This window comes from Pseudidiomarina andamanensis, assembly GCF_009734345.1.
Taxonomy (GTDB): domain Bacteria; phylum Pseudomonadota; class Gammaproteobacteria; order Enterobacterales; family Alteromonadaceae; genus Pseudidiomarina; species Pseudidiomarina andamanensis.
Window position 1 is genome coordinate 688604 of record NZ_CP032551.1, and the last position, 19588, is coordinate 708191.

Annotated in this window: 18 protein-coding genes; 8 read left to right on the plus strand and 10 right to left on the minus strand. The window is 46.5% G+C overall.

Annotation, left to right across the window (positions count from 1 at the left end):
• Positions 1–4 precede the first annotated feature (4 nt).
• Both D3795_RS03320 and D3795_RS03325 read left to right on the plus strand, forming a co-directional pair.
• Positions 5–277, plus strand: coding sequence for a cory-CC-star protein (locus D3795_RS03320; RefSeq protein WP_156266218.1), 273 nt, complete (start codon positions 5–7; stop codon positions 275–277).
• Between the two features lie 59 nt (positions 278–336).
• A complete protein-coding gene (locus D3795_RS03325) occupies positions 337–1338 on the plus strand; it encodes an ArsA family ATPase (protein ID WP_156266220.1) in 1002 nt (333 codons plus the stop codon).
• Here D3795_RS03325 and D3795_RS03330 read toward each other — a convergent pair.
• Together D3795_RS03330 and D3795_RS03335 are read right to left on the minus strand one after the other, a co-directional pair.
• A complete protein-coding gene (locus D3795_RS03330; protein WP_126758762.1) occupies positions 1335–1925 on the minus strand; it encodes a YqaA family protein in 591 nt (196 codons plus the stop codon). The genes D3795_RS03325 and D3795_RS03330 overlap by 4 nt on opposite strands.
• A 5-nt stretch (positions 1926–1930) precedes the next feature.
• Positions 1931–3307: a M28 family metallopeptidase gene (locus D3795_RS03335; protein ID WP_156266222.1), complete on the minus strand. Its 1377-nt coding sequence runs from the start codon at positions 3305–3307 to the stop codon at positions 1931–1933.
• Between the two features lie 76 nt (positions 3308–3383).
• Between D3795_RS03335 and D3795_RS03340 the strand changes: the two genes are divergently transcribed.
• Positions 3384–4406, plus strand: coding sequence for a zinc-binding alcohol dehydrogenase family protein (locus D3795_RS03340; RefSeq protein WP_156266224.1), 1023 nt, complete (start codon positions 3384–3386; stop codon positions 4404–4406).
• On the opposite strand, the gene D3795_RS03345 is transcribed toward D3795_RS03340, so the two are convergent.
• Entirely contained in the window at positions 4403–4846 is a 444-nt protein-coding gene (locus D3795_RS03345) for a hypothetical protein (RefSeq protein ID WP_156266226.1), read from the minus strand. The genes D3795_RS03340 and D3795_RS03345 overlap by 4 nt on opposite strands.
• Before the next feature lie 136 nt (positions 4847–4982).
• Between D3795_RS03345 and D3795_RS03350 the strand changes: the two genes are divergently transcribed.
• From D3795_RS03350 to D3795_RS03360, 3 genes are all read left to right on the plus strand, one after another.
• Positions 4983–6128, plus strand: a complete 1146-nt coding sequence (locus D3795_RS03350) for an efflux RND transporter periplasmic adaptor subunit (RefSeq protein WP_156266228.1) — start codon at positions 4983–4985, stop codon at positions 6126–6128.
• Between the two features lie 3 nt (positions 6129–6131).
• The gene (locus D3795_RS03355) at positions 6132–9239 is read left to right on the plus strand and encodes an efflux RND transporter permease subunit (protein ID WP_156266230.1); all 3108 of its coding nucleotides are present in this window, start codon (positions 6132–6134) and stop codon (positions 9237–9239) included.
• Positions 9240–9307: 68 nt separating this feature from the next.
• Complete coding sequence (locus tag D3795_RS03360) at positions 9308–9838, plus strand: DUF2937 family protein (protein ID WP_156266232.1); 531 nt, start codon at positions 9308–9310, stop codon at positions 9836–9838.
• On the opposite strand, the gene D3795_RS03365 is transcribed toward D3795_RS03360, so the two are convergent.
• From D3795_RS03365 to D3795_RS03385, 5 genes are all read right to left on the minus strand, one after another.
• A complete protein-coding gene (locus D3795_RS03365) occupies positions 9835–10176 on the minus strand; it encodes a hypothetical protein (protein ID WP_156266234.1) in 342 nt (113 codons plus the stop codon). The two genes, D3795_RS03360 and D3795_RS03365, sit on opposite strands and share 4 nt — an antisense overlap.
• Positions 10177–10228: 52 nt before the next feature.
• The gene (locus tag D3795_RS03370; protein WP_156266236.1) at positions 10229–10747 is read right to left on the minus strand and encodes a YgjV family protein; all 519 of its coding nucleotides are present in this window, start codon (positions 10745–10747) and stop codon (positions 10229–10231) included.
• 66 nt (positions 10748–10813) lie between these two features.
• Positions 10814–12481, minus strand: a complete 1668-nt coding sequence (locus tag D3795_RS03375; RefSeq protein WP_156266238.1) for a M28 family metallopeptidase — start codon at positions 12479–12481, stop codon at positions 10814–10816.
• A gap of 13 nt (positions 12482–12494) precedes the next feature.
• Positions 12495–12932, minus strand: coding sequence for a DUF192 domain-containing protein (locus tag D3795_RS03380; protein ID WP_156266240.1), 438 nt, complete (start codon positions 12930–12932; stop codon positions 12495–12497).
• Between the two features lie 122 nt (positions 12933–13054).
• Entirely contained in the window at positions 13055–14014 is a 960-nt protein-coding gene (locus D3795_RS03385) for a DUF4382 domain-containing protein (RefSeq protein WP_156266242.1), read from the minus strand.
• A gap of 206 nt (positions 14015–14220) precedes the next feature.
• Here D3795_RS03385 and D3795_RS03390 point away from each other — a divergent pair, with 206 nt between their 5' ends.
• Both D3795_RS03390 and D3795_RS03395 read left to right on the plus strand, forming a co-directional pair.
• The gene (locus D3795_RS03390) at positions 14221–15150 is read left to right on the plus strand and encodes a gluconeogenesis factor YvcK family protein (protein WP_156266244.1); all 930 of its coding nucleotides are present in this window, start codon (positions 14221–14223) and stop codon (positions 15148–15150) included.
• 9 nt (positions 15151–15159) lie between these two features.
• Positions 15160–17817, plus strand: a complete 2658-nt coding sequence (locus tag D3795_RS03395; RefSeq protein ID WP_156266246.1) for a M14 family metallopeptidase — start codon at positions 15160–15162, stop codon at positions 17815–17817.
• Here D3795_RS03395 and dcd read toward each other — a convergent pair whose 3' ends face one another.
• Both dcd and apbC read right to left on the minus strand, forming a co-directional pair.
• Positions 17818–18408, minus strand: coding sequence for a dCTP deaminase (gene dcd / locus D3795_RS03400; protein ID WP_126758749.1), 591 nt, complete (start codon positions 18406–18408; stop codon positions 17818–17820).
• Between the two features lie 34 nt (positions 18409–18442).
• The gene (gene apbC, locus D3795_RS03405; protein ID WP_156266248.1) at positions 18443–19492 is read right to left on the minus strand and encodes an iron-sulfur cluster carrier protein ApbC; all 1050 of its coding nucleotides are present in this window, start codon (positions 19490–19492) and stop codon (positions 18443–18445) included.
• Positions 19493–19588 lie beyond the last annotated feature (96 nt).

The window sequence follows — 19588 nt, forward strand, 5'->3', positions numbered from 1 at the left end:
CAAGATGAAAATACGAGCAATTGTTGAATGGTTAAAACAGGCAAACGACTACGCAACCAATGTGTATAACGCGCCATACCGCTCAGCTATTGCTCGTGCCAAGCGGGATGAAGATGATTTATTTATGCTATTAGTTTTCTCAGAGCTAATGGGCGTTCCGAATCCCGCTTCTTATTATACGCTTGAGTTGCAACCGCTATTGTTAGAGCGGTTTCACGAGTGGCATTTACGTATGGGGATGGAACACTCTCCGCTTGACGGTTTTCGTTGTTGTTAGGCAACGTCACTCGTCGCATCTCGATAGTCTGCTTTTTGTTCTAATCTCACGGTGGTCTGATGTTCTCACTCAATACCAAGAAAATCATTTTTGTCGGCGGTAAAGGTGGCGTTGGTAAAACGACAATTTCCTCTGCCATCGCCCTGCAACAGGCTGAACTTGGGCGCCAGGTACTACTTATCTCGACCGACCCTGCGCACAGCCTGGCGGATGCGTTTGATCACCCTATTGGTGATTCTAAAGTGAGAGTGGCTGCGGGCGTTGATGCACTTGAGATTGACCCAGATCGTGAAGTTGATGCGCATATTGAACGTGTCATGCGCACCATGAAACGCTTCAGTAAACCAGATATGTTTCCTGAAATTGAACGACAAATGCGTTTAACGCAACAGTCGCCCGGTGCCCAAGAGGCAGCATTATTAGAACGTATTGCTCGTATTATTGATGAAGAACCGGAACATTACGACGTAATCATTTTTGATACCGCGCCAACCGGTCATACCCTGCGACTATTAAGTCTCCCTGAAGCCATGGCCGCTTGGACACAGGGCTTATTGAAACAAAGCCAGAAAGCCAAACAACTCGAAGGCGTGTTGGAACATCTGTCGCCAAAAGCTGGTAAAGACATTACTAACCCGATGGCCGATCCGACCCAGCATGAAACGGCGACAATGGATGATCGTACGGCAGAAATTACCGAGACGCTATTACGCCGCCAGCGTTTATTTCATCGTATTCGGCATATATTAACTGACCCAAAGCAAACTGGATTAGTGTTTGTATTAACACCAGAGAAACTACCGATTTTAGAAACAACACGTGCTGTTGCGGCATTAAAATCAGAACACCTACCAATTGCGGGTTTGGTAGTTAACCGTAATTTACCTGATTTAATTGATAGTGACTTCTTTGCGCAACGCCGTCAGCAAGAATCGATTTATCGAGAAGAGATTGAAAACACATTTGCCGATTTACCACGTGCCTATTTGCCATTGTTTCCAACCGATTTGCACGGTTTAGCAGCATTGCAGAAGGTTTGTGCAGAATTACCAAGTGATTAAATGAGCAAATAGCTGCCGTAGACGACGATGCCGATAGCAAGAAGCCACCACCCTGCTCGTCGACTTTGCTGCTGCCACCAGTCTAAAACGCGTTCGCCAAACCAATAAACTAGTAACGCGAGGCCGTAATAGCGAATGCCTCGCGCTATCGTCGCAGCTAACATGAATAATAAAAATGGATATTCTGCGCTACCCGCTGCGAGCATACCCACTTGGAATGGTACTGGGGTAATGCCAACCAGCAATAACGTAGCGAAGCCATGCTCTTCAAATCGCACTGTGAAGGCCTCAAAGGCATTCTGATAACCCAGCGCAGTCAGCACCCAATCACCGAAATCATCCAGAAACCAAAAGCCAATGCTATAACCGATGCTAGCCCCTACCAAACAACCTAGTAACGTTGCTGTGGCAATTGCCCAGAGACGATCTTGCTGATGCAGCAATAACGGTATCAGAATCAGTTCAAGTGGAATGGGAATGATCAAACTTTCGAGCAAAGAGGCAATAAAAATTAGCGGAAGAATGGCTTTAGAATCAGCAAAACGCGCCAACCAACGGTCGGCGCGTTTGTTATTCGTAGCTTGCATGAATGTTATTCACCAAATGCGCCTGCAGCGCCTGGGTAAACAACCGGGCTTTCAAAATCTTTGTCGCTGACACTGGCAACACCAAAGAAATAATTATCAATCACGATGTTTTCGAGGGTGTATTCGGTCACGTTACCGACGTAGCGGCTAAATTCCCAGTTTGGTGCATCCGTGTGGCGCCAATAGATGCGGTACCCTTTCACATGCTCTTTTTCAGCTTCTGAAGGCGCAGCCCAACTTAACGTTGTGCTTGGACTTACTGCTCCAGCAATTTTAACTTCCGCTGGTGGGCTCGGCGCCCATGCCATGCTAGCTAAAGATACCGCATTCAAAGCGGTTAACTTAGCTGCGTAATCAAAATCAACACCATCAATGGTATCACCATAGGCAATGCCATTTTCAACCCGTAAATCTTGGTGCTGACGGTTGTAGTTTTCGTTGGTTTCCATAATGCGTACACCTGGGAAACCAAGGTCGTTAAACGGGCGATGATGCCCACCACGAGCGAAACGATCTAAACGATAAATGACCATCGTATCGAGATTAGGAATATAGCGATCAGCCATCCAATCGATATAGCGCGCCACATTACGACTCGGGGAATCAACCTCTCCTCCGGTGAAACGACGGCGACGAATATCTTCGGGTGTTTCATCTTGACGTGTGCCTTCCGCAAAAATACGCGCGGTGGTGTTATTAATTACACCATTGATACCTTCGATATTACCAATCATATCGTTGTTCAAAACGGCCTTAATACGCCAGCCATCTTTCTGGGCTTGTTCGGCCATGATCTTACCGCCAAAAAGCCCTTGCTCTTCACCAGCTAACGCCGCATAAACAATGCTTCCCGCAAATTTATATTTGCTCAATACGCGTGCCGCCTCAAGCGTGCCCGCAACACCTGACGCATTATCATTTGCTCCCGGCGCATCTGAGGTATAATCCATGACATCACTTACGCGCGAATCAATATCACCTGACATAATCACATAACGCGATGGGTCGACCGTCCCTTTCTGAACAGCAATGACGCTCACAACCTCAACCGGATCAGGAATACGCGGCTCGCCAGAAATAACCCGTGATTGATAGTAAACCTCGAGACAACCACCACACTCCGCTGAAATTTTATCAAACTCAGCTTTAATCCAACGACGAGCGGCGCCAATACCACGCGTATCTGACTCGGTTTCTGATAACGTATGGCGCGTACCAAAACTAACCAGCTTTTCAATATCGGTTTGAATGCGGTCGGCTGAGACAGCTTGTTGGATGGCATGCAGTTGCGGCTGATCGGTGTATTCGACATCAGCATATGCGCTGATAGCAAAAACACCAGCAGCGACAGACGACAATAGCGCCCACGGTTTAAGTTTCATGGCGACTTCCTCTAGTTGGTCTGTTTAGAATAACGTACTATACCTTTATACGTTATGCACAAAAGAGGACGCAACCATGAAAGCAGTTGGTTATCCCCACTCTGGGTCGATTGATACAGAAAATGCGTTAATTGACACGACCGTACCCGATCCGGTGCTTGGTCCGAATGATATTTTAGTCGCTGTTTACGGCATTGGTGTTAATCCGGTTGATACAAAAATACGATCGCGCCGAGAGCCTGAGGCTGGTACCGTCGGCATCCTTGGGTGGGATGCCGCCGGCACTGTATTAAGTGTAGGCGAGAATGTTTTTGACTTTAAAGAGGGAGACGATGTTTGGTATGCCGGCGCGGTGAATCGCCAAGGTTGTAACGCGCAATACCAAGTTGTCGATGCCCGTATTGCAAGCAAAAAGCCAAAAACGCTAACGTTTGCTGAAGCGGCTGCAATGCCACTGACGTTCTTGACCGCTTGGGAGTTACTCTTTGAACGTTTGGCTCTAACAACGGATGATTCTGCCACGCTTTTGGTTACCGGAGCGGCTGGTGGCGTTGGCTCTGCGATGCTGCAATTAGCGGCGCTAAACGATAATCTTACCACTATCGCAACAGCCTCCCGCCCAGAATCACAACAATGGGTTAAGAAAATGGGCGCAGATATCGTTATCAATCATAGCCAACCGTTAGCCCCACAGTTAAAGCAACACGGCATTGAAAAAGTGACGCACGTTGCAAGCCTGACCCATACTGATCAACATTTTGCTGCGCTTGTAGAGCTCATGGCGCCGCAGGGGCATTTTGCACTGATTGATGATCCTGAACAGCCGTTAGATATAAAACTCATGAAACAAAAGAGTATAGCGTTGCATTGGGAATTTATGTTCACGCGCTCGTTATTTGAAACTGCCGACATGCACCGCCAAGGACAAATACTACGGGAAGTTGCCGAATTAACTGATGCGGGTCGCCTCAAATGCACCAAAACACAACATTTTGGGGAATTAAACGCTGCCAATTTAATTCGCGCTCATCGACAGCTTGAATCACACAGCACTGTCGGCAAAATCGTCTTGGACGGTTACAATGCGCCGCTCGTTTAAGCAGCACACTGATCTGCAGTGAAGCGCAACTCAAATAGCAGCGCTTCACTGCGATCTAAGTAACGAATAATCAGAAATTCTGCCTCTTCACGATAATAGTTCAACGCCTCACTTTCACAAAACTGGCGTAACATTGCTGGTTCCAGCTGTTGTCGAATATCTTCCACATTGTGTTGGTACTTATCGACACCTACAAGACTATAAATAAACCGCATGCCGTAATTCATCACTTCAGCACGCTCAAATCGAGTTTGTCGATCTAACAGTTTTGGCAAATCGCGATTTAATTTCCCAGAACGTTCAAGTAACTCTTGATACAAATCGTTACGATTTTTTATGTCACTGGTTTGGGCAATCTGGCTAAACAAAACAATGCTAGCAACTCCTGTAAAAAGAACGCTAAGACCCAGCACAAGCTGGCGTTTAAAACGATCTGTCATAAACTTCACCTATACTTTGCACTTATTTATTCGATTGAACGTATCGAAAATATTCGTGGCCTTCACTTACAAACATACATGAATGTATGTATAATTATCGGTGTCAAAAATCATTAACCAAATACGAGGTATGTACATGCAACAACGTTTTCGTAAGCCGTTGTTCGTATCTGTGTTAGCAAGCTCTATTTTGCTAGCTAGTTGTGGCGATGCCGAGCAAGCAGCCGCTGGCGCTGGTCAACAACAGCAAATGACGGTGGGTGTTGTCACCATTAGCACACGCGATGTTGATTTAACCACTACCCTTCCTGGTCGCGCAAGTGCGTTTCGGGTTGCAGAAGTTCGCCCACAAGTTAACGGTATTCTTGAAAAACGTTTATTTGAAGAAGGTTCAATGGTCAGTGCCGGCCAGCAATTGTATCAAATTGACGCAGCTATGTACGAAGCTGAACTTGCCAGCGCGAAAGCCGAAATTGCCCGTGCTCAAGCTGCAGTAAAGTCAACGCAATCACGCTTTGAGCGCAGCAAAGGTTTGTTGCAAGACAAAGCCATTAGCCAACAAGATTTTGATGAGGCTGAGGCTGCTTATTTGCAGGCTGAAGCGCAACTTAAAATTGCTCAAGCAAATGTATCGCGCGCTGAGCTCAATCTAGAATACACGAAAGTTAAGGCACCAATTGATGGTCGTATTGGTCGTTCGCAACTGACTGAAGGTGCCTTATTGAGTGTAGGTCAGGCACAGGCGTTAACAACCATTACTCAGTTAGACCCGATTTACGTCGATATTGCACAAAGCACCAGTGATTACCTTGCGTTGCAACAAGCAATTGCCGACGGACGTATCGAAACGAATGCTGATAATCGTGCAGAGGTTGTCGTAAGTGTTGGCGAGAATGGCAACTTCACCACCAAAGGTGAATTACTGTTTAATGAAGTGACTGTTGATCCACAAACCAGTGCGATTACCTTACGCGCTCGTCTTGATAACCCTAGTCATGCCATTTTACCTGGAATGTACGTGCGTGCCGAGGTTGGCACCGGCAACTTAAAAAATGCCATTTTAGCACCGCAAACAGGTGTTAGCCGTGATCCACGTGGTCGTGCTATCGCATTTGTTGTGAATGCGGAAGGTAAGGTTGAACAACGTTACCTGCAAGTTGAACGCACTGTAGGCACCAACTGGGTAGTCACCGACGGCCTAACAACGGGTGATAAAGTCATCGTTGAAGGGCTTCAGAAAATTCAGCCAGGCATGCCTGTAAAAACTGAAGAAGTGAAGTAAATCATGGCTAAGTTTTTTATTGATCGCCCAATATTCGCATGGGTTATCGCCATCGTGATCATGCTCGCCGGCGGCCTTGCGGTTACGCAATTGCCGGTTGAACAATATCCTCAAATTGCACCACCTTCGGTGCAAATCAACGCGCGCTATCCGGGGGCCACAGCGGCCACCTTAGAAGAAAGTGTGACGCAGGTTATTGAACAGAACATGAACGGTATTGATAACTTAAAATACTTTTCATCAACCAGTGACTCTGCCGGTAACGCCAGTATTACCCTCACCTTTGAGGCGGGTACCGATGCTGATATAGCGCAGGTTCAAGTTCAGAATAAACTGCAACTTGCCCTGCCGTTATTGCCGCAAGAAGTACAAAACCAGGGACTAGTTGTTGCGAAATCAAACAACTCATTCTTATTGGTTGCGGCGCTTGTCTCTAGCAATCCGGATATCACCCAAATTGACCTTGGTGACTATATCGCCAGTAATATGCAAGATCCCATCAGTCGCACAGCTGGGGTTGGTAATGTTCGTTTGTTCGGTGCCCCTTACGCAATGCGTATTTGGCTAGATCCGAGTAAGCTGGTTCGTTATAACATGACCACTCTCGATGTGGTGATGGCACTACGTGAACAAAACAACCAAGTTGCCGCCGGGCAAATTGGTGGTACACCTGCTGTAGAGAATCAGCGCCTTACGGCATCGATTATTGCACAGACGCGGCTTGAAACGGTTGAACAATTTGAAGAAGTATTGCTGCGCGTCAATAGTGATGGCTCGAAGGTCACTGTTGGTGATGTTGCAGAAGTTGAACTTGGTGGCCAAGATTACGGCACCATTGCACGATATAACCGACAAGCAGCAAGTGGCCTTGCGGTGAACCTCGCAACCGGCGCCAATGCTTTAGATACAGCTGAAGCGGTTAAAGCCAAGCTTGCCGAATTGGAACAGTTCTTCCCAGAAGGCGTAGAGCTCGTTATTCCATACGACACCACGCCGTTTGTTGAAATTTCGATTAAAGAAGTGGTTAAAATTCTATTTGAAGCCGTTGTCTTGGTCTTCATTTTGATGTTTATCTTCTTGCAGAATTTGCGCGCGACAATCATTCCGTCATTGGCAATTCCGGTTGTATTGCTCGGTACATTCGGCATCATGTCAGCGCTGGGTTTCTCGATTAACACATTAACGATGTTTGGTTTGGTGTTAGCGATCGGCCTACTCGTTGATGATGCGATTGTTGTGGTCGAGAACGTTGAGCGCTTGATGAGTGAAGAAAAACTCACGCCAAGGCAAGCAACCATCAAGTCGATGAAACAAATTACCGGCGCACTTGTGGCTATTGGATTGGTCATGGCTGCGGTATTCGTACCAATGGCATTCTTCGGCGGCTCAACCGGAGCGGTCTATCGTCAGTTTTCGATAACCATCATCTCGGCAATGTCGCTGTCAGTATTGGTCGCAATTATTTTCACACCGTCTTTGTGTGCAACCATTCTTAAACCGCTGAATCACGATCATGAAGCGAAAGGTATTTTAGGTTGGTTCAATCGAAACTTAGATCGAGCCACCAAAAAATACACCAACTCGGTACAATCAATCATCAAGCGTAGCGCTCGATTTGTGGTCATTTACCTCGGTTTAATTGTCGTGCTTGGTTTCTTATTCACCCGCATGCCAAGTTCATTTATACCGAATGAAGATCGCGGTGTATTTTTAACCCAAATGCAATTACCGTCCGGCGCAACACAAGAGCAATCACGTGAAACCATGGCAAAAATCGAAGATTACTATCTCGATCAAGCCGAGGGTATTCGCTCTGTATTTACCGTTGTCGGCTTTAGCTTTAGTGGTCAAGGTCAAAACTCAGGCTTGGCGTTCGTGCGTCTTACAGATTGGAGCGAGCGGACATCACCAGAGCTGCAAATTGAAGCCATTATTGGTCGAGCGTTTGGCTACTTTATGCAAATTCGTGAGGCGATGGTATTTGCCTTTAACCTGCCGTCTATTCCAGAGTTAGGCACGGCAAGTGGTTTCAACTTGTATATTCAAGATCGCGGCGGCCTCGGCCACGAAAGATTATTGCAAGCGCGTAACCAATTACTCGGTATGGCAGCGCAGGAGCCAATGTTAGCTGGTGTGCGTCCAAATGGATTGGAAGATACATCACAACTACGTATTGACGTTGATTACGAGAAAGCGAAGGCATTGGGCTTAAGCATCAGCGATATTAATGCAACGTTGTCCAACGCTTTCGGAACGACCTACGTCAATGATTTTGTCGACCGTGGTCGAGTGAAGAAGGTTTATCTGCAAGGCATTGCAGAGGCGCGTATGACTCCGGCAGATATTGGCAAGTGGTATGTGCGTAATGCCAACGGTGAAATGGTTTCCTTCTCATCGTTCTCAACCACCCATTGGGATTTTGGTCCACAACGCTTAGAACGTTACAACGGTGTGCCTGCGATGAACATTCAAGGTGAAGCTGCTCCAGGCTATTCATCAGGTGATGCGATGTTGAAAATGGAAGAGCTCATTGCACAGTTACCACCTGGTATTGGGTTTGAGTGGACAGGTATTTCATTAGAAGAACGTACATCAGGCGACCAAGCACCGCTTCTATACGCCCTATCGCTCCTCATTGTGTTCCTGTGTTTGGCTGCTCTGTACGAAAGTTGGTCAATACCATTTTCAGTGATGCTCGTCGTGCCTCTTGGTATTCTCGGTGCGGTCATTGCCGCGACCATGCGTGGCCTTGAGAATGATGTGTATTTCCAAGTTGGATTGTTGACTACCGTGGGTGTATCGGCACGTAATGCGATACTGATTGTCGAATTTGCGAAAGATTTACAAGCCCAAGGTAAGGAGCTGTTGCAGGCAACATTAGAGGCAGTACGTTTGCGTTTGCGCCCTATTCTAATGACCTCACTCGCCTTCACCTTCGGTGTGCTTCCGCTAGCATTATCAACGGGTGCCGGCGCGGTAAGCCGTCAAGCCATTGGTACAGGCGTTATCGGTGGTATGCTCGGCGGTACTATCTTAGCTATCTTCTTCGTACCATTATTGTTCTACATTGTACGGCGCACATTCCCGCCTAAGCCTCCATATGAGGACTAACCGGGACTAGCAGCTTCAAATAAGAACGTGCTAAGGTTGAGTGGTGTTTCATCACTCAACCTTTTTTTATGCTGCATCGTTATTTTGTTTTAGCTATTGCTTTGGTGGCCGTGCTTGTGGGTGTGCAGGTGCCGAATTTTATCACGCAATATCAGCAGCGACTTGATTCGCAGCTAACTGAAGCCATGGTGTATTACAAAGAATATCAACTGATTGCCGACAAGTACTTAAACGGCGATATGAATGCACTCATTCAAATGCACGAAGAAAGTGACAATCCGGTATTTAAAGATGAGGCAATACCGCTTCGTGAATTAATACGCCGCGTTGATTTATACCGCCACGAACAGCAGCAGTTACAACAAGGTTATTTGAAACAACTTTGGTTTGTCGCCACTGAAGCAAACCGAGAAATGGTTGATAATACTTGGCGCGCCTATAGCTTTAACGTGCCGCTAACGCGTCAGGCTGTATTCTCAGGGGTAATTGCTGCCCTACTTGCGGTATTGCTATTTGACGGCTGTATTGGCGGTTGTAAGCTGGCATATCGACGTTTTCGACGTAAACGCCACCAGCCACACCGACACGCTAAATCTTAACGGCGCTCGTCACCGTCTTTCACTTGGTACTCACCTTCAATAACTGAACCATCCTGACGGTTCTGTTGCTGCTCACGTCGTTGTTGATATTGGCGGCGTGCTTGCTGTTGAGCTTGGCGAGTCGCTTTCGTGAATTGCCACATTTGTTTCATTTCACGGCGTTTGCGCCACATCAACGGCAACAGTAGAATCCAGCCGAACAATAGCATCAATAAACCGAGGCTAAGGCCTACTATTAGAAGCAACCCAAACAGTAACCAACTGAGTAGCACAACAAATGGATTTGCACCTGGTTGTGGTTTAATTTTGTTTTGCCATTGTCGAATGTATATCAGCATTGTCTTATCACTTGGTTATGAATGTTTCACGTTGTTTAAGACTATATTGGGATCAATTTGGTTCAGACAAGCGTGAGCGTCGATAATCTTGTAACAATTTAAGAACGATACTGGTTAAATTGACGATGTTAAACACCGTGCCTGAAACGCTGCCCACCATAATCGCATAGGCTAACCCTAAGATTTCAGCTAACAAAAACCATTGCCGAATGCGATGCGGATCATTGAGGACAATGGAACCTACCGTGAAAATAATTGATGATGTATACGCAACCAATAACGGTATTAACGGCGCATTGGTTGTGAGCTCCCACCCTAAAAATGCAAAATTGACGAGTACAAAACCCCACAGCACCAATGACCCACGCCAACGTAACGCAATTATATTTCGTACCACCGCAATAGCGGTGACAACGCAACCGGCCATAGCGCCCAGCATAAAGAAATGCAGCGACAGCGCACCAAGAGCGCAGGCACTAACAATACGATAGCGATTTGCCGTACTTTGGCGGTAGGCAATGAAGTTCGCGATGAGCGCAAATAAACCAAATAATTCAGCAATGGAAATCACAAATCACCATAAAAAAACGGTAATGAGAACGCCGCTCGTCTCATTACCGTTCATATCTAACTACAATTATTGACGTTCGCTAGCACTAGCGTCGCGAATACCACGGAACTCATTACCTGGGTACCAGTTTGGCCAATCATCGCTATTTGCTAGCTCATGTCCAACCCAGTAGTACAGCCACAAATCTTGCTGTACACCGCGCAGATCCCACTCAGGATCAAATTCATCTGCAGGTTTGTGATACGCAATCTGGACGTATTCAGCACGTTTCTGTTTACCGTACTCTTCACCAAACTCAACGTGATCGTTACCGCCTTTCGCATACAACATCGGTACACCACGCTTCGCTAAATTGAAGTGATCTGAGCGGTAGAATGAACCGGCTTCTGGCGTCGGCTCTGGCGCGATATAGCGATCTTGTTGTTCAACGTATTTCGCTAAGTACTCTTCCATTTCTGAGTTACCATGCCCCACTACAACCATGTCGCGCATTGGACCATATACATTAAGTACGTCCATATTAATGCCGCCGACGGCTTTACTCAGTGGCAACATAGGATGTTCCGCATACCAATCAGATCCTAACAAACCACGTTCTTCAGCGGTGACTAATACAAATACCACAGAGCGCTCTGGTTGCGGCTGGCTCGCGAAAAATTCAGCCAATGCCATCACCCCAGCAGTTCCACTCGCATTGTCTTGCGCGCCGTTATAGATACCGTCATCAGGATTAATTGGGTCAACGCCCATATGATCCCAATGGGCCATATAAATCACGTGTTCTTCTGGCTTTGATTTACCCTCAATGTAGCCAATTAAGTTTGGCGAATTGAGATAATCAAACTTTGTCGCAACACTAATCGACATACCAGTGTTTAAGTCGACCGGTTTAAAATCTGGTTGTTGCGCCGCTTTACGCATTTCTTCATAGCTACTGCCGAGGCGAGCAAATAAGGTATCGGCACTTTCTTGCGTCATCCAACCTTCAATAGCAACACGATCCATATTTTTATTCTCGCGAGCTAAATCAAAACGCATTGGTGAGCCACCTGCAACAACACCCCAACCATAACCTGCAGGACCTGTTTCGTGAATGACAATAGCGCCAGCAGCACCCTGACGTGCAGCTTCTTCAAATTTGTATGTCCAACGGCCATAATATGTCATCGCATTGCCATTGAATACTTCAGGATCCTTGGTGTCGTAACCTGGATCATTGACCAACATGACAACTGTCTTGCCTTCAACGTTCAGGCCTTCATAATCGTTCCAACCAAATTCTGGAGCGACAATACCGTAGCCGACGAACACCATTTCGCTGTCAGTTAGTTCGATACTTTCTTGTACACGTGGGCTCCAAGCCATCATTTCGGTGCGATACTCGAAGGGTTCAAGATCATCTGCAGTAAAGCTCATTTCAGACACTTGAGTTGGTAGCATGCGCACCAATGGCACTTGTTGTTGATAAGTATTATTTTCCGCGTCATAAGGCTTTAAACCCCACTCGCGAAACTTGCTTTCAACAAATGCAACCGTCTTCTTTTCCCCTTCAGAGGCTGGGGCACGCCCTTCAAACTCATCCGAGCTTAAGGTTTGTAAATAGCTGCTGTAATTTTCATTAAAGCTATATGGATCCACACTCGCATGTGGTTGCTCTGCTGTACTAACCTGCTCGGCTGGACTACATGCAGCAAGCACAAGTCCGGCGGCAGCAAGTACCGAAAGGTGTTTCATGGTGTTGTTCTCCTTATTGACACTGCTTAAATTTGCGCCCTAAACCAATGTTAAAGCGTTCAAAATAACCTTTATTTAATTCTATCGCCCCGTAGTATGGTACGCCTGGTCGATATGCCGGGCAACGGTTTGGATCAATACTTGGGCACGGTTCCATGGTAATAATTGAGACTATTTTCATCTCGTTATCTAAGTAAGCAATATCCAATGGAATAAGTGTGTTGTACATCCAAAAACCCGCATTAGCTGGGCGCTCTGAGGTGTATTGGAACCACATGCCTGCATGCTCTGCGAGCGATTCACGCGCCATCAATCCACGAGCACGACTCTCAAATGTATCGGCAATTTCAAGTTGTAAACGGTGTGGATGTTCATCAATACATAACTCAACCGTTTCTGCTGCAAAACCTGTTAACGGTAATAACAACGCACCTATCATTAAAGCTTTCATACACAACCTTACGCTCGGTTTAAACTTGCCTTTAGTATCGCTTGAATAGCTGCAGAAAAAAAGGCAAAAAAAAGCCTCCAATAAAGGAGGCTCAACGGGAGAGATTAAAAGCTCAATCTCAATTACTCAATGGTAACGGTCGTGACAGTTTCACCCGCTTCCACAGTAACGTTTTGAGCGCTAACGAACACTAAATCATCATCAGTTTCTGGGTCATCAGTGGTGTTACAAGTCCAAGCAGCAGTGTAATCACCAGCGGCAACATAACCTAGCTCGAAGTTGTACGCAGCAGCGCCATCAAAAAGAACAGGTGTCGCGGCATAAGCTTCAGCTTCTTCAGTACCACCAAAATCGGCCATAGTCTCAAGCGTTACATCAGCACCTGGATACAAATAAACCACTGCAACTGGTTCGCTGGTATCGGTTGGTGCTACGGTACATTGATTCTCAATCAATAACGCTTCCGCTAAGGTGCCTTCAATGTGACCTACTTCCATATTATCAACTAAACGCACACCGCGTGGTTTCAGGAAGTAGCCAGTTTGACCCACTGGATTCACTAGCGCCTGACGTAAATCGAATTCAACAGTGTACGCAACGTTGCCACCAGCATCTAAAGTAAAGCTATCGAACTTCAATTCATTCGATGGTACTGACAATGGAATGCGCTCTTCACCGACAAGAACATATGAGCCTTCGGCCATTTCTAAACGCAATTGACCATAGTTACCTGCTGGTACTTCAACGCCAGAGAGTAAATCTTCTGACTCTGAACCAGTAAACTCTAACAAGTTAATGCCGCGAGTATTCGGGATAACATTGCCGTCAGCATCTAAACAAGCATCATTGGCTTCGATGGTGTTGCTGTCTTCGCCAATCGTAAAGGTCTGGTTACCCTCGGCATTTCCAATTAATTCAACGCTGTGAAAACACGCCCAAACCTCATCTGCTGCATCCACTGGCGCATCACTTACACCCAGACTAAACATGGCAGTGTTCGAATCATTTGAATCAGAACCACATGCAGTAAGTAAGGTAGAAGCCGCAATCACGGCAGCCAACGTCGTTAATTTACGATCCATTAACATAAAACACCTCTTGTGTTATGAAAGTTGCCGTAGTTATAGCAAAGGAAACTCGCGATAACTATCTATTTACCCGCCTTTTACGTTGCTGAAATTAAGTGAATATTTCAAACTCAGAACACTATTTCACGACGTGGAAGCATTGATTGTGGGCGAATTAGCGCTTAAAGTAGCCCAAATTATGACAACAACATGAAGCTAACATGAGCCAGCAACACGTTCAAATCACTCCCATTGCCCCTGCCCCGCATGCCATTGCACAGCTGCAGTGTGTTACTGCGATTGGCGGTGGTCATGGGCTTGGGCGTGTGCTCTCAACGTTATCGTTTTTAGAGCGCCGATTGATCGGTATTGTCGCTACAACCGATGATGGCGGCGCCAGCGGCTTATTACGACGCCACCACGAATGTATCGCCTGGGGTGACATTCGTAACTGCTTGTCACAACTCGCCCAACATCCTCTTGCTGCCGATGTATTAAACTACCGATTTAGCTCAGATCACGAATTGAATGGCCATAATTTAGGGAATCTCATTCTCTATACACTTGATCAAATCAGTGCACGTCCGCTTGATGGCATTCAACTATTAAGCCGATTGTTGAACATCAATACACGTTTATTACCGATGTCTGAAATGCCGGTCGATTTGGTGGCATCAACGTACGACGGGCTTGAATGCTTTGGTGAATTACATGTGGACGGTTTATTACATATGCCGAAAAAGCTCGGTTTATCGCATCCTGTAACGCCAACCCCTGAAGCGCTTGCTCAAATTCGCCGCAGTGAATTAATTATTTTAGGACCCGGGAGTTTTCTTACTTCTGTCATGCCACCGTTGCTGGTGGATGAATTTGCGCAAACCATCGCAGATAGCAAAGCACCAGTCATATTTATTGATAATCTAGCAGCCGAACATAGCCCTGCGGGAGAGCTATTATTAAGCGAAAGGTTACAATGGATGACCGATCAACTTGGAATGAACCTTGTTGACGCAGTTATCACCAATAACCCAGACAGTCAGTTGCGCGTGCCGGTTTTTAATCACGTCAGTGCCGCGCAAGAGGCTCCGCAGCGCCACGAACCAAGTTCACTTTTAGCGGCATTAAATGCCGCAGTCACTCACTTTTGTTGAGGAATAACCATGCGTTTTAAGAAACTATTAGCGGTATCTTGCGTTGCCGCTGCTTTGCAGTTGACGACAACCGTTAACGCGCAAGAGCTAGGTCTTGATGTGAATTATGATCCAGCCGTGCCAACACTCGACGAATTACTTGGCTATCCAGCCGGTTCTCGTATTAGCAGTCCGGATGCTATTCAACATTACTTTGAACAAATCGCTGAAAAATATCCAAGCCAAGTTAAGTTAATTAATTACGGTAAAACGTGGGAAGGCCGCGATTTATTCTTTGTGGTACTTTCAAGTGCTCAAAACATGCAAGGCTTTGAGCAATACCAACAAGGTATTCAAAAACTCAGTAATGCCGATAAAACTAGCGCATCAGAAGCTCAGCGATTGATTAAATCACTGCCTGCGAGTGTTTGGCTTTCGTATGGCGTGCACGGCAACGAGATTTCTTCGCCTGAAGCGGCCATGTTGACGGCATATCATTTGCTTGCTGCTACTGACGCCAAAACCAAAAGCTATTTAGATAATACCTTGGTATTTATTGACCCAATGCAGAACCCTGATGGTCGCGCACGTTTCGTATCACGCTACTACATGACCACAGGTATTCAACATAGTGCCGATCGAAATTCGGCCGAGCATAATGAGCCTTGGCCAAGCGGCCGTTCAAACCATTACCTATTTGACTTAAACCGCGACTGGTTAGCATTAACACAGCCGGAAATTGCTGGTCAGGTGGATGCCCTACTCGAAAACATGCCGTTGGTATTTGTTGATTTACACGAAATGGGCGGTGATACCAGCTATTACTTCACGCCTGAAGCCGACCCATATAATCCACTGATCACCCCAAAACAGCGTGAAACGCTCTGGGCCATTGGTGAAAACAATGGTCGTTGGTTCGATGAACGCGGCTATGATTACTTCACTCGTGAAATTTTTGACGCCTTTTATCCGGGCTACGGTGCGAGTTGGCCTCTCTATCACGGTTCAATTTCCATGACCTATGAGATGGCATCGGCGCGCGGTCATGTTTTCCGTACCAAAGATGGAGAGATTCTTACTTATGGTGACGGTGTACAACGTCATTTCGTTGCTTCGATGTCGACTATCGAGAGTGTTTCTCAACAGCGCGAAAAACTTCTTGCGAATTTCTGGAACTATCGCAAACAAGGCATCGAAATTGGCGAAGACAGTAAACAACGTACTTATTTGTTCTCTGGCAAAGACGATGCTGCCGCGGCGCAAAAATTAGCTGGCATATTAACCCGTCACGGTGTTGAAGTGCGCCAAGCACAAGAGAGTTTTAGTGTATGTGGCGTTGACTATCCTGCAGGTAGTTTCTGGGTCGATTCGGCGCAGCCGGCGCATTACATGGTACGTACAATGCTTGATAAGAGCATTGCAATGGATGATGACTTTTTAGAAGAACAAGAACGTCGTCGTGCCAATAACTTACCTGATGAAATCTACGACGTTACCGCTTGGTCGCTGCCATTGATGTTCAATGTGGATTATCAAACCTGTAACCGTGTACCTAATGCGGATAGCCAAGTTGCATCACGCGACTTGATCAAGCCGGGCAAAGTCGTCAATAAAGACGCAAAAGTTGCGTTTATTGTGCCTTGGGGCGACATGAATGCTGGCCGCTTCCTCACCACCGCAGTTCAAGCTGGCTATACGGTTAAGCGTGCGGATATGGCATTTAAGCATAAAAACGGTACCACCTACCCGGCTGGTAGCTTGATTTTAACGACCGCAGAGAACCCAGATATTCATGCAGCCGTAGAACCACTTGCAAAAGCCACAGGCGCTACAGTCTATGGTGTTGACAGCAGCTGGGTCACTGAAGGTCCAAGTTTTGGCTCAAACAATACCAAACGTGTTCACGCGCCGAATATTTTGATGTTGTGGGACGAACCGGTATCGAGCCTCAATGCTGGTCACACGCGTTTCGTCATTGAGCAGCAGTTTGGTTATCCGGTAACAGCAATGCGTGCACAAAACATGGCGCGTGCAGATTTGTCTCACTATCAAGTGCTGATTGTACCGGCCGTATACGGTGATCTCGCCAACAGTTTGGGCGATGCGGGCAAAGCGAACTTAACCAATTGGGTTGAGCGTGGTGGTGTATTGATTACTCTAGGTAATTCAACGCAATGGGCGGTTGATTCAGAATTACTTAGCAGTGCTCTTGAACGGGTGATCACCGAAGACCCGACAGGTCATGGCAAGGAAAAGCGCGTTGACGGTATGGTGTTTGAATCAAAAGCACAATTGATGCATTACATCACGCCTGATTCAGCCGATCCTTATTGGACTTCGGGTGTTCTGACTAATCTTGACGTTGATAAAGAGCACTGGCTAAGCGCTGGCGTGAAACCAAACTTAATCGGCATTACGGTTGGCAACCAAATCTATCGTCCGTTGAGTATAGAGCATGGCCGTAACATTGTTAGCTATTCAGAAGATGTATTAGCCAGCGGTTATTTGTGGGCGGAGAATCAAAAGCAATTGCAATATAAGCCGTATTTGATGTGGCAACCACGTCAGAAAGGTATGGTCATTAGCTTCACTCAAGAACCTACTTATCGTGCTTATCTTGACGGCTTGAATGTGTTGTTATTGAACGCGATTTTCGGCGGTGCCGCACATGCGACACCACTACGTTAATTAAGCGTTTTTGTCGGCGCCAATGCGAGAAGCAACGGCGCCGCGTTGATCTTTATATTTTGCGTCTTTACGACTACTGTAAGGGCGCAAACAATCTTCCTCGAGTAATTCAAAACTTAACGCACCAATTTTCATCAATGGTCGAAGTGCCAACGGTAATTTCCCACTGTTAAAGAATTCGAGTACTACCTGCCCTGACCAACCTGGGTCAATTCGATGTGCAGTCACATGCACCATTAGGCCCAATCGAGCTAACGATGAACGGCCATCTAGCCACCCCACCATATTCGCTGGCAACGTCACCGATTCGTGCGTTACCGCTAAAGCAAATTCACCGGGATGAATGAAAAACGCTTGGTCTGGGGTTAATACAATCGCTTCGCTCATGACTGATTTGATGGCACGGTCTATTTCATCGCGGGGTCCGCTGATGTCAATAAATGGTGCGGCATGGTCTTGTAACACTCGAAACTCATTACCTAAATGAATATCAACCGTCACGCCGCTGATATCTTCCGGCACCGGACGCGGATCAAGCACAATGCGACCATCATCGAGATATTGCTCTATTTGTCCATCAGTTAAACGCATGCGTAGAAAATCCTCATTATTATTATATTTGACCTTATTTGGTCTGGGCTTGGTAATAAAGTTCTGCCGCCAGCTTCGAGGCACTTTCTTTCATCATCAAGCTAAGTTGGTGTTCGGGGTGTTCTGCCAATAATGGTTTTCCGTCATCCAAACCTGAGCGAATACGAGCATCAAGCGGCCATTGGCCTAGTAACGGAACTTGCTCACGATGTGCGACTTTAGCGCCACCTTCAGTTCCAAAGATAGCATCGCGATGACCGCATTGGCTACATTGGTAATAGCTCATATTTTCAATTAAACCGGTAATTGGCACACCCACCTTACGAAACATCGTAATGCCCTTCTCGGCATCGGCTAGCGCAACCGTTTGTGGTGTCGTCACAATCACCGCACCGGTGATTGGTAATTTTTGCGCAAACGTCAGCTGAATATCACCGGTGCCCGGCGGCATATCTACGATCAAATAATCCAACCGCGGCCATTTAGTATCGCGAAATAGTTGTTGTAACGCAGCGCTAGCCATCGGGCCACGCCAAATTGCAGCATCTTTGGTATCGGTTAAATAGCCAAGCGAACTGACCCAAATTCCGTGTCGTTGATGCGGAATCATTTTTTGCTGCGCATTAATCTCAAGCTTTTCTTCTTGGCCACCAAGCATGGTTGGTAGTGATGGGCCATATACGTCCGCATCTAACATGCCGACATTTGCACCAAGTTGCTGCAATGCCAGCGCCAATTGAACACTGACAGATGATTTACCGACACCGCCTTTGCCCGACGATACAACAATAACGTTGCCAAAAGTCATTGGTAATTCTGGTTGTGAATTTGGTAACTTGGCGATGTTTAACCGCAATACCCAGTTCAATTTTCCTAACTCAGGATGCTGTCGAAGCGGCTCTAGGATTTGCTCATTCGCAGCAAACGGCACCGTTAACACGGCTTCTTGCCCGTTTATCGTCACCCAATCTTCAGGAATGGTACTCGTGCAATAAGGAAGTTTAATTTCTGCAAGCGCGTGGCTAAGTTGCGGTTGGGATGATGCGGATTTATCACTCTTGGATTTTTTAAAACGACCAAACATTTAGTTCTCCCACAACTGGCATGAACCCGCATGATACGGTGAGTTCGGCTGGATTGCCAGCGCTGATTCAGGTACACTTCTAGCCTTTCAGTAACG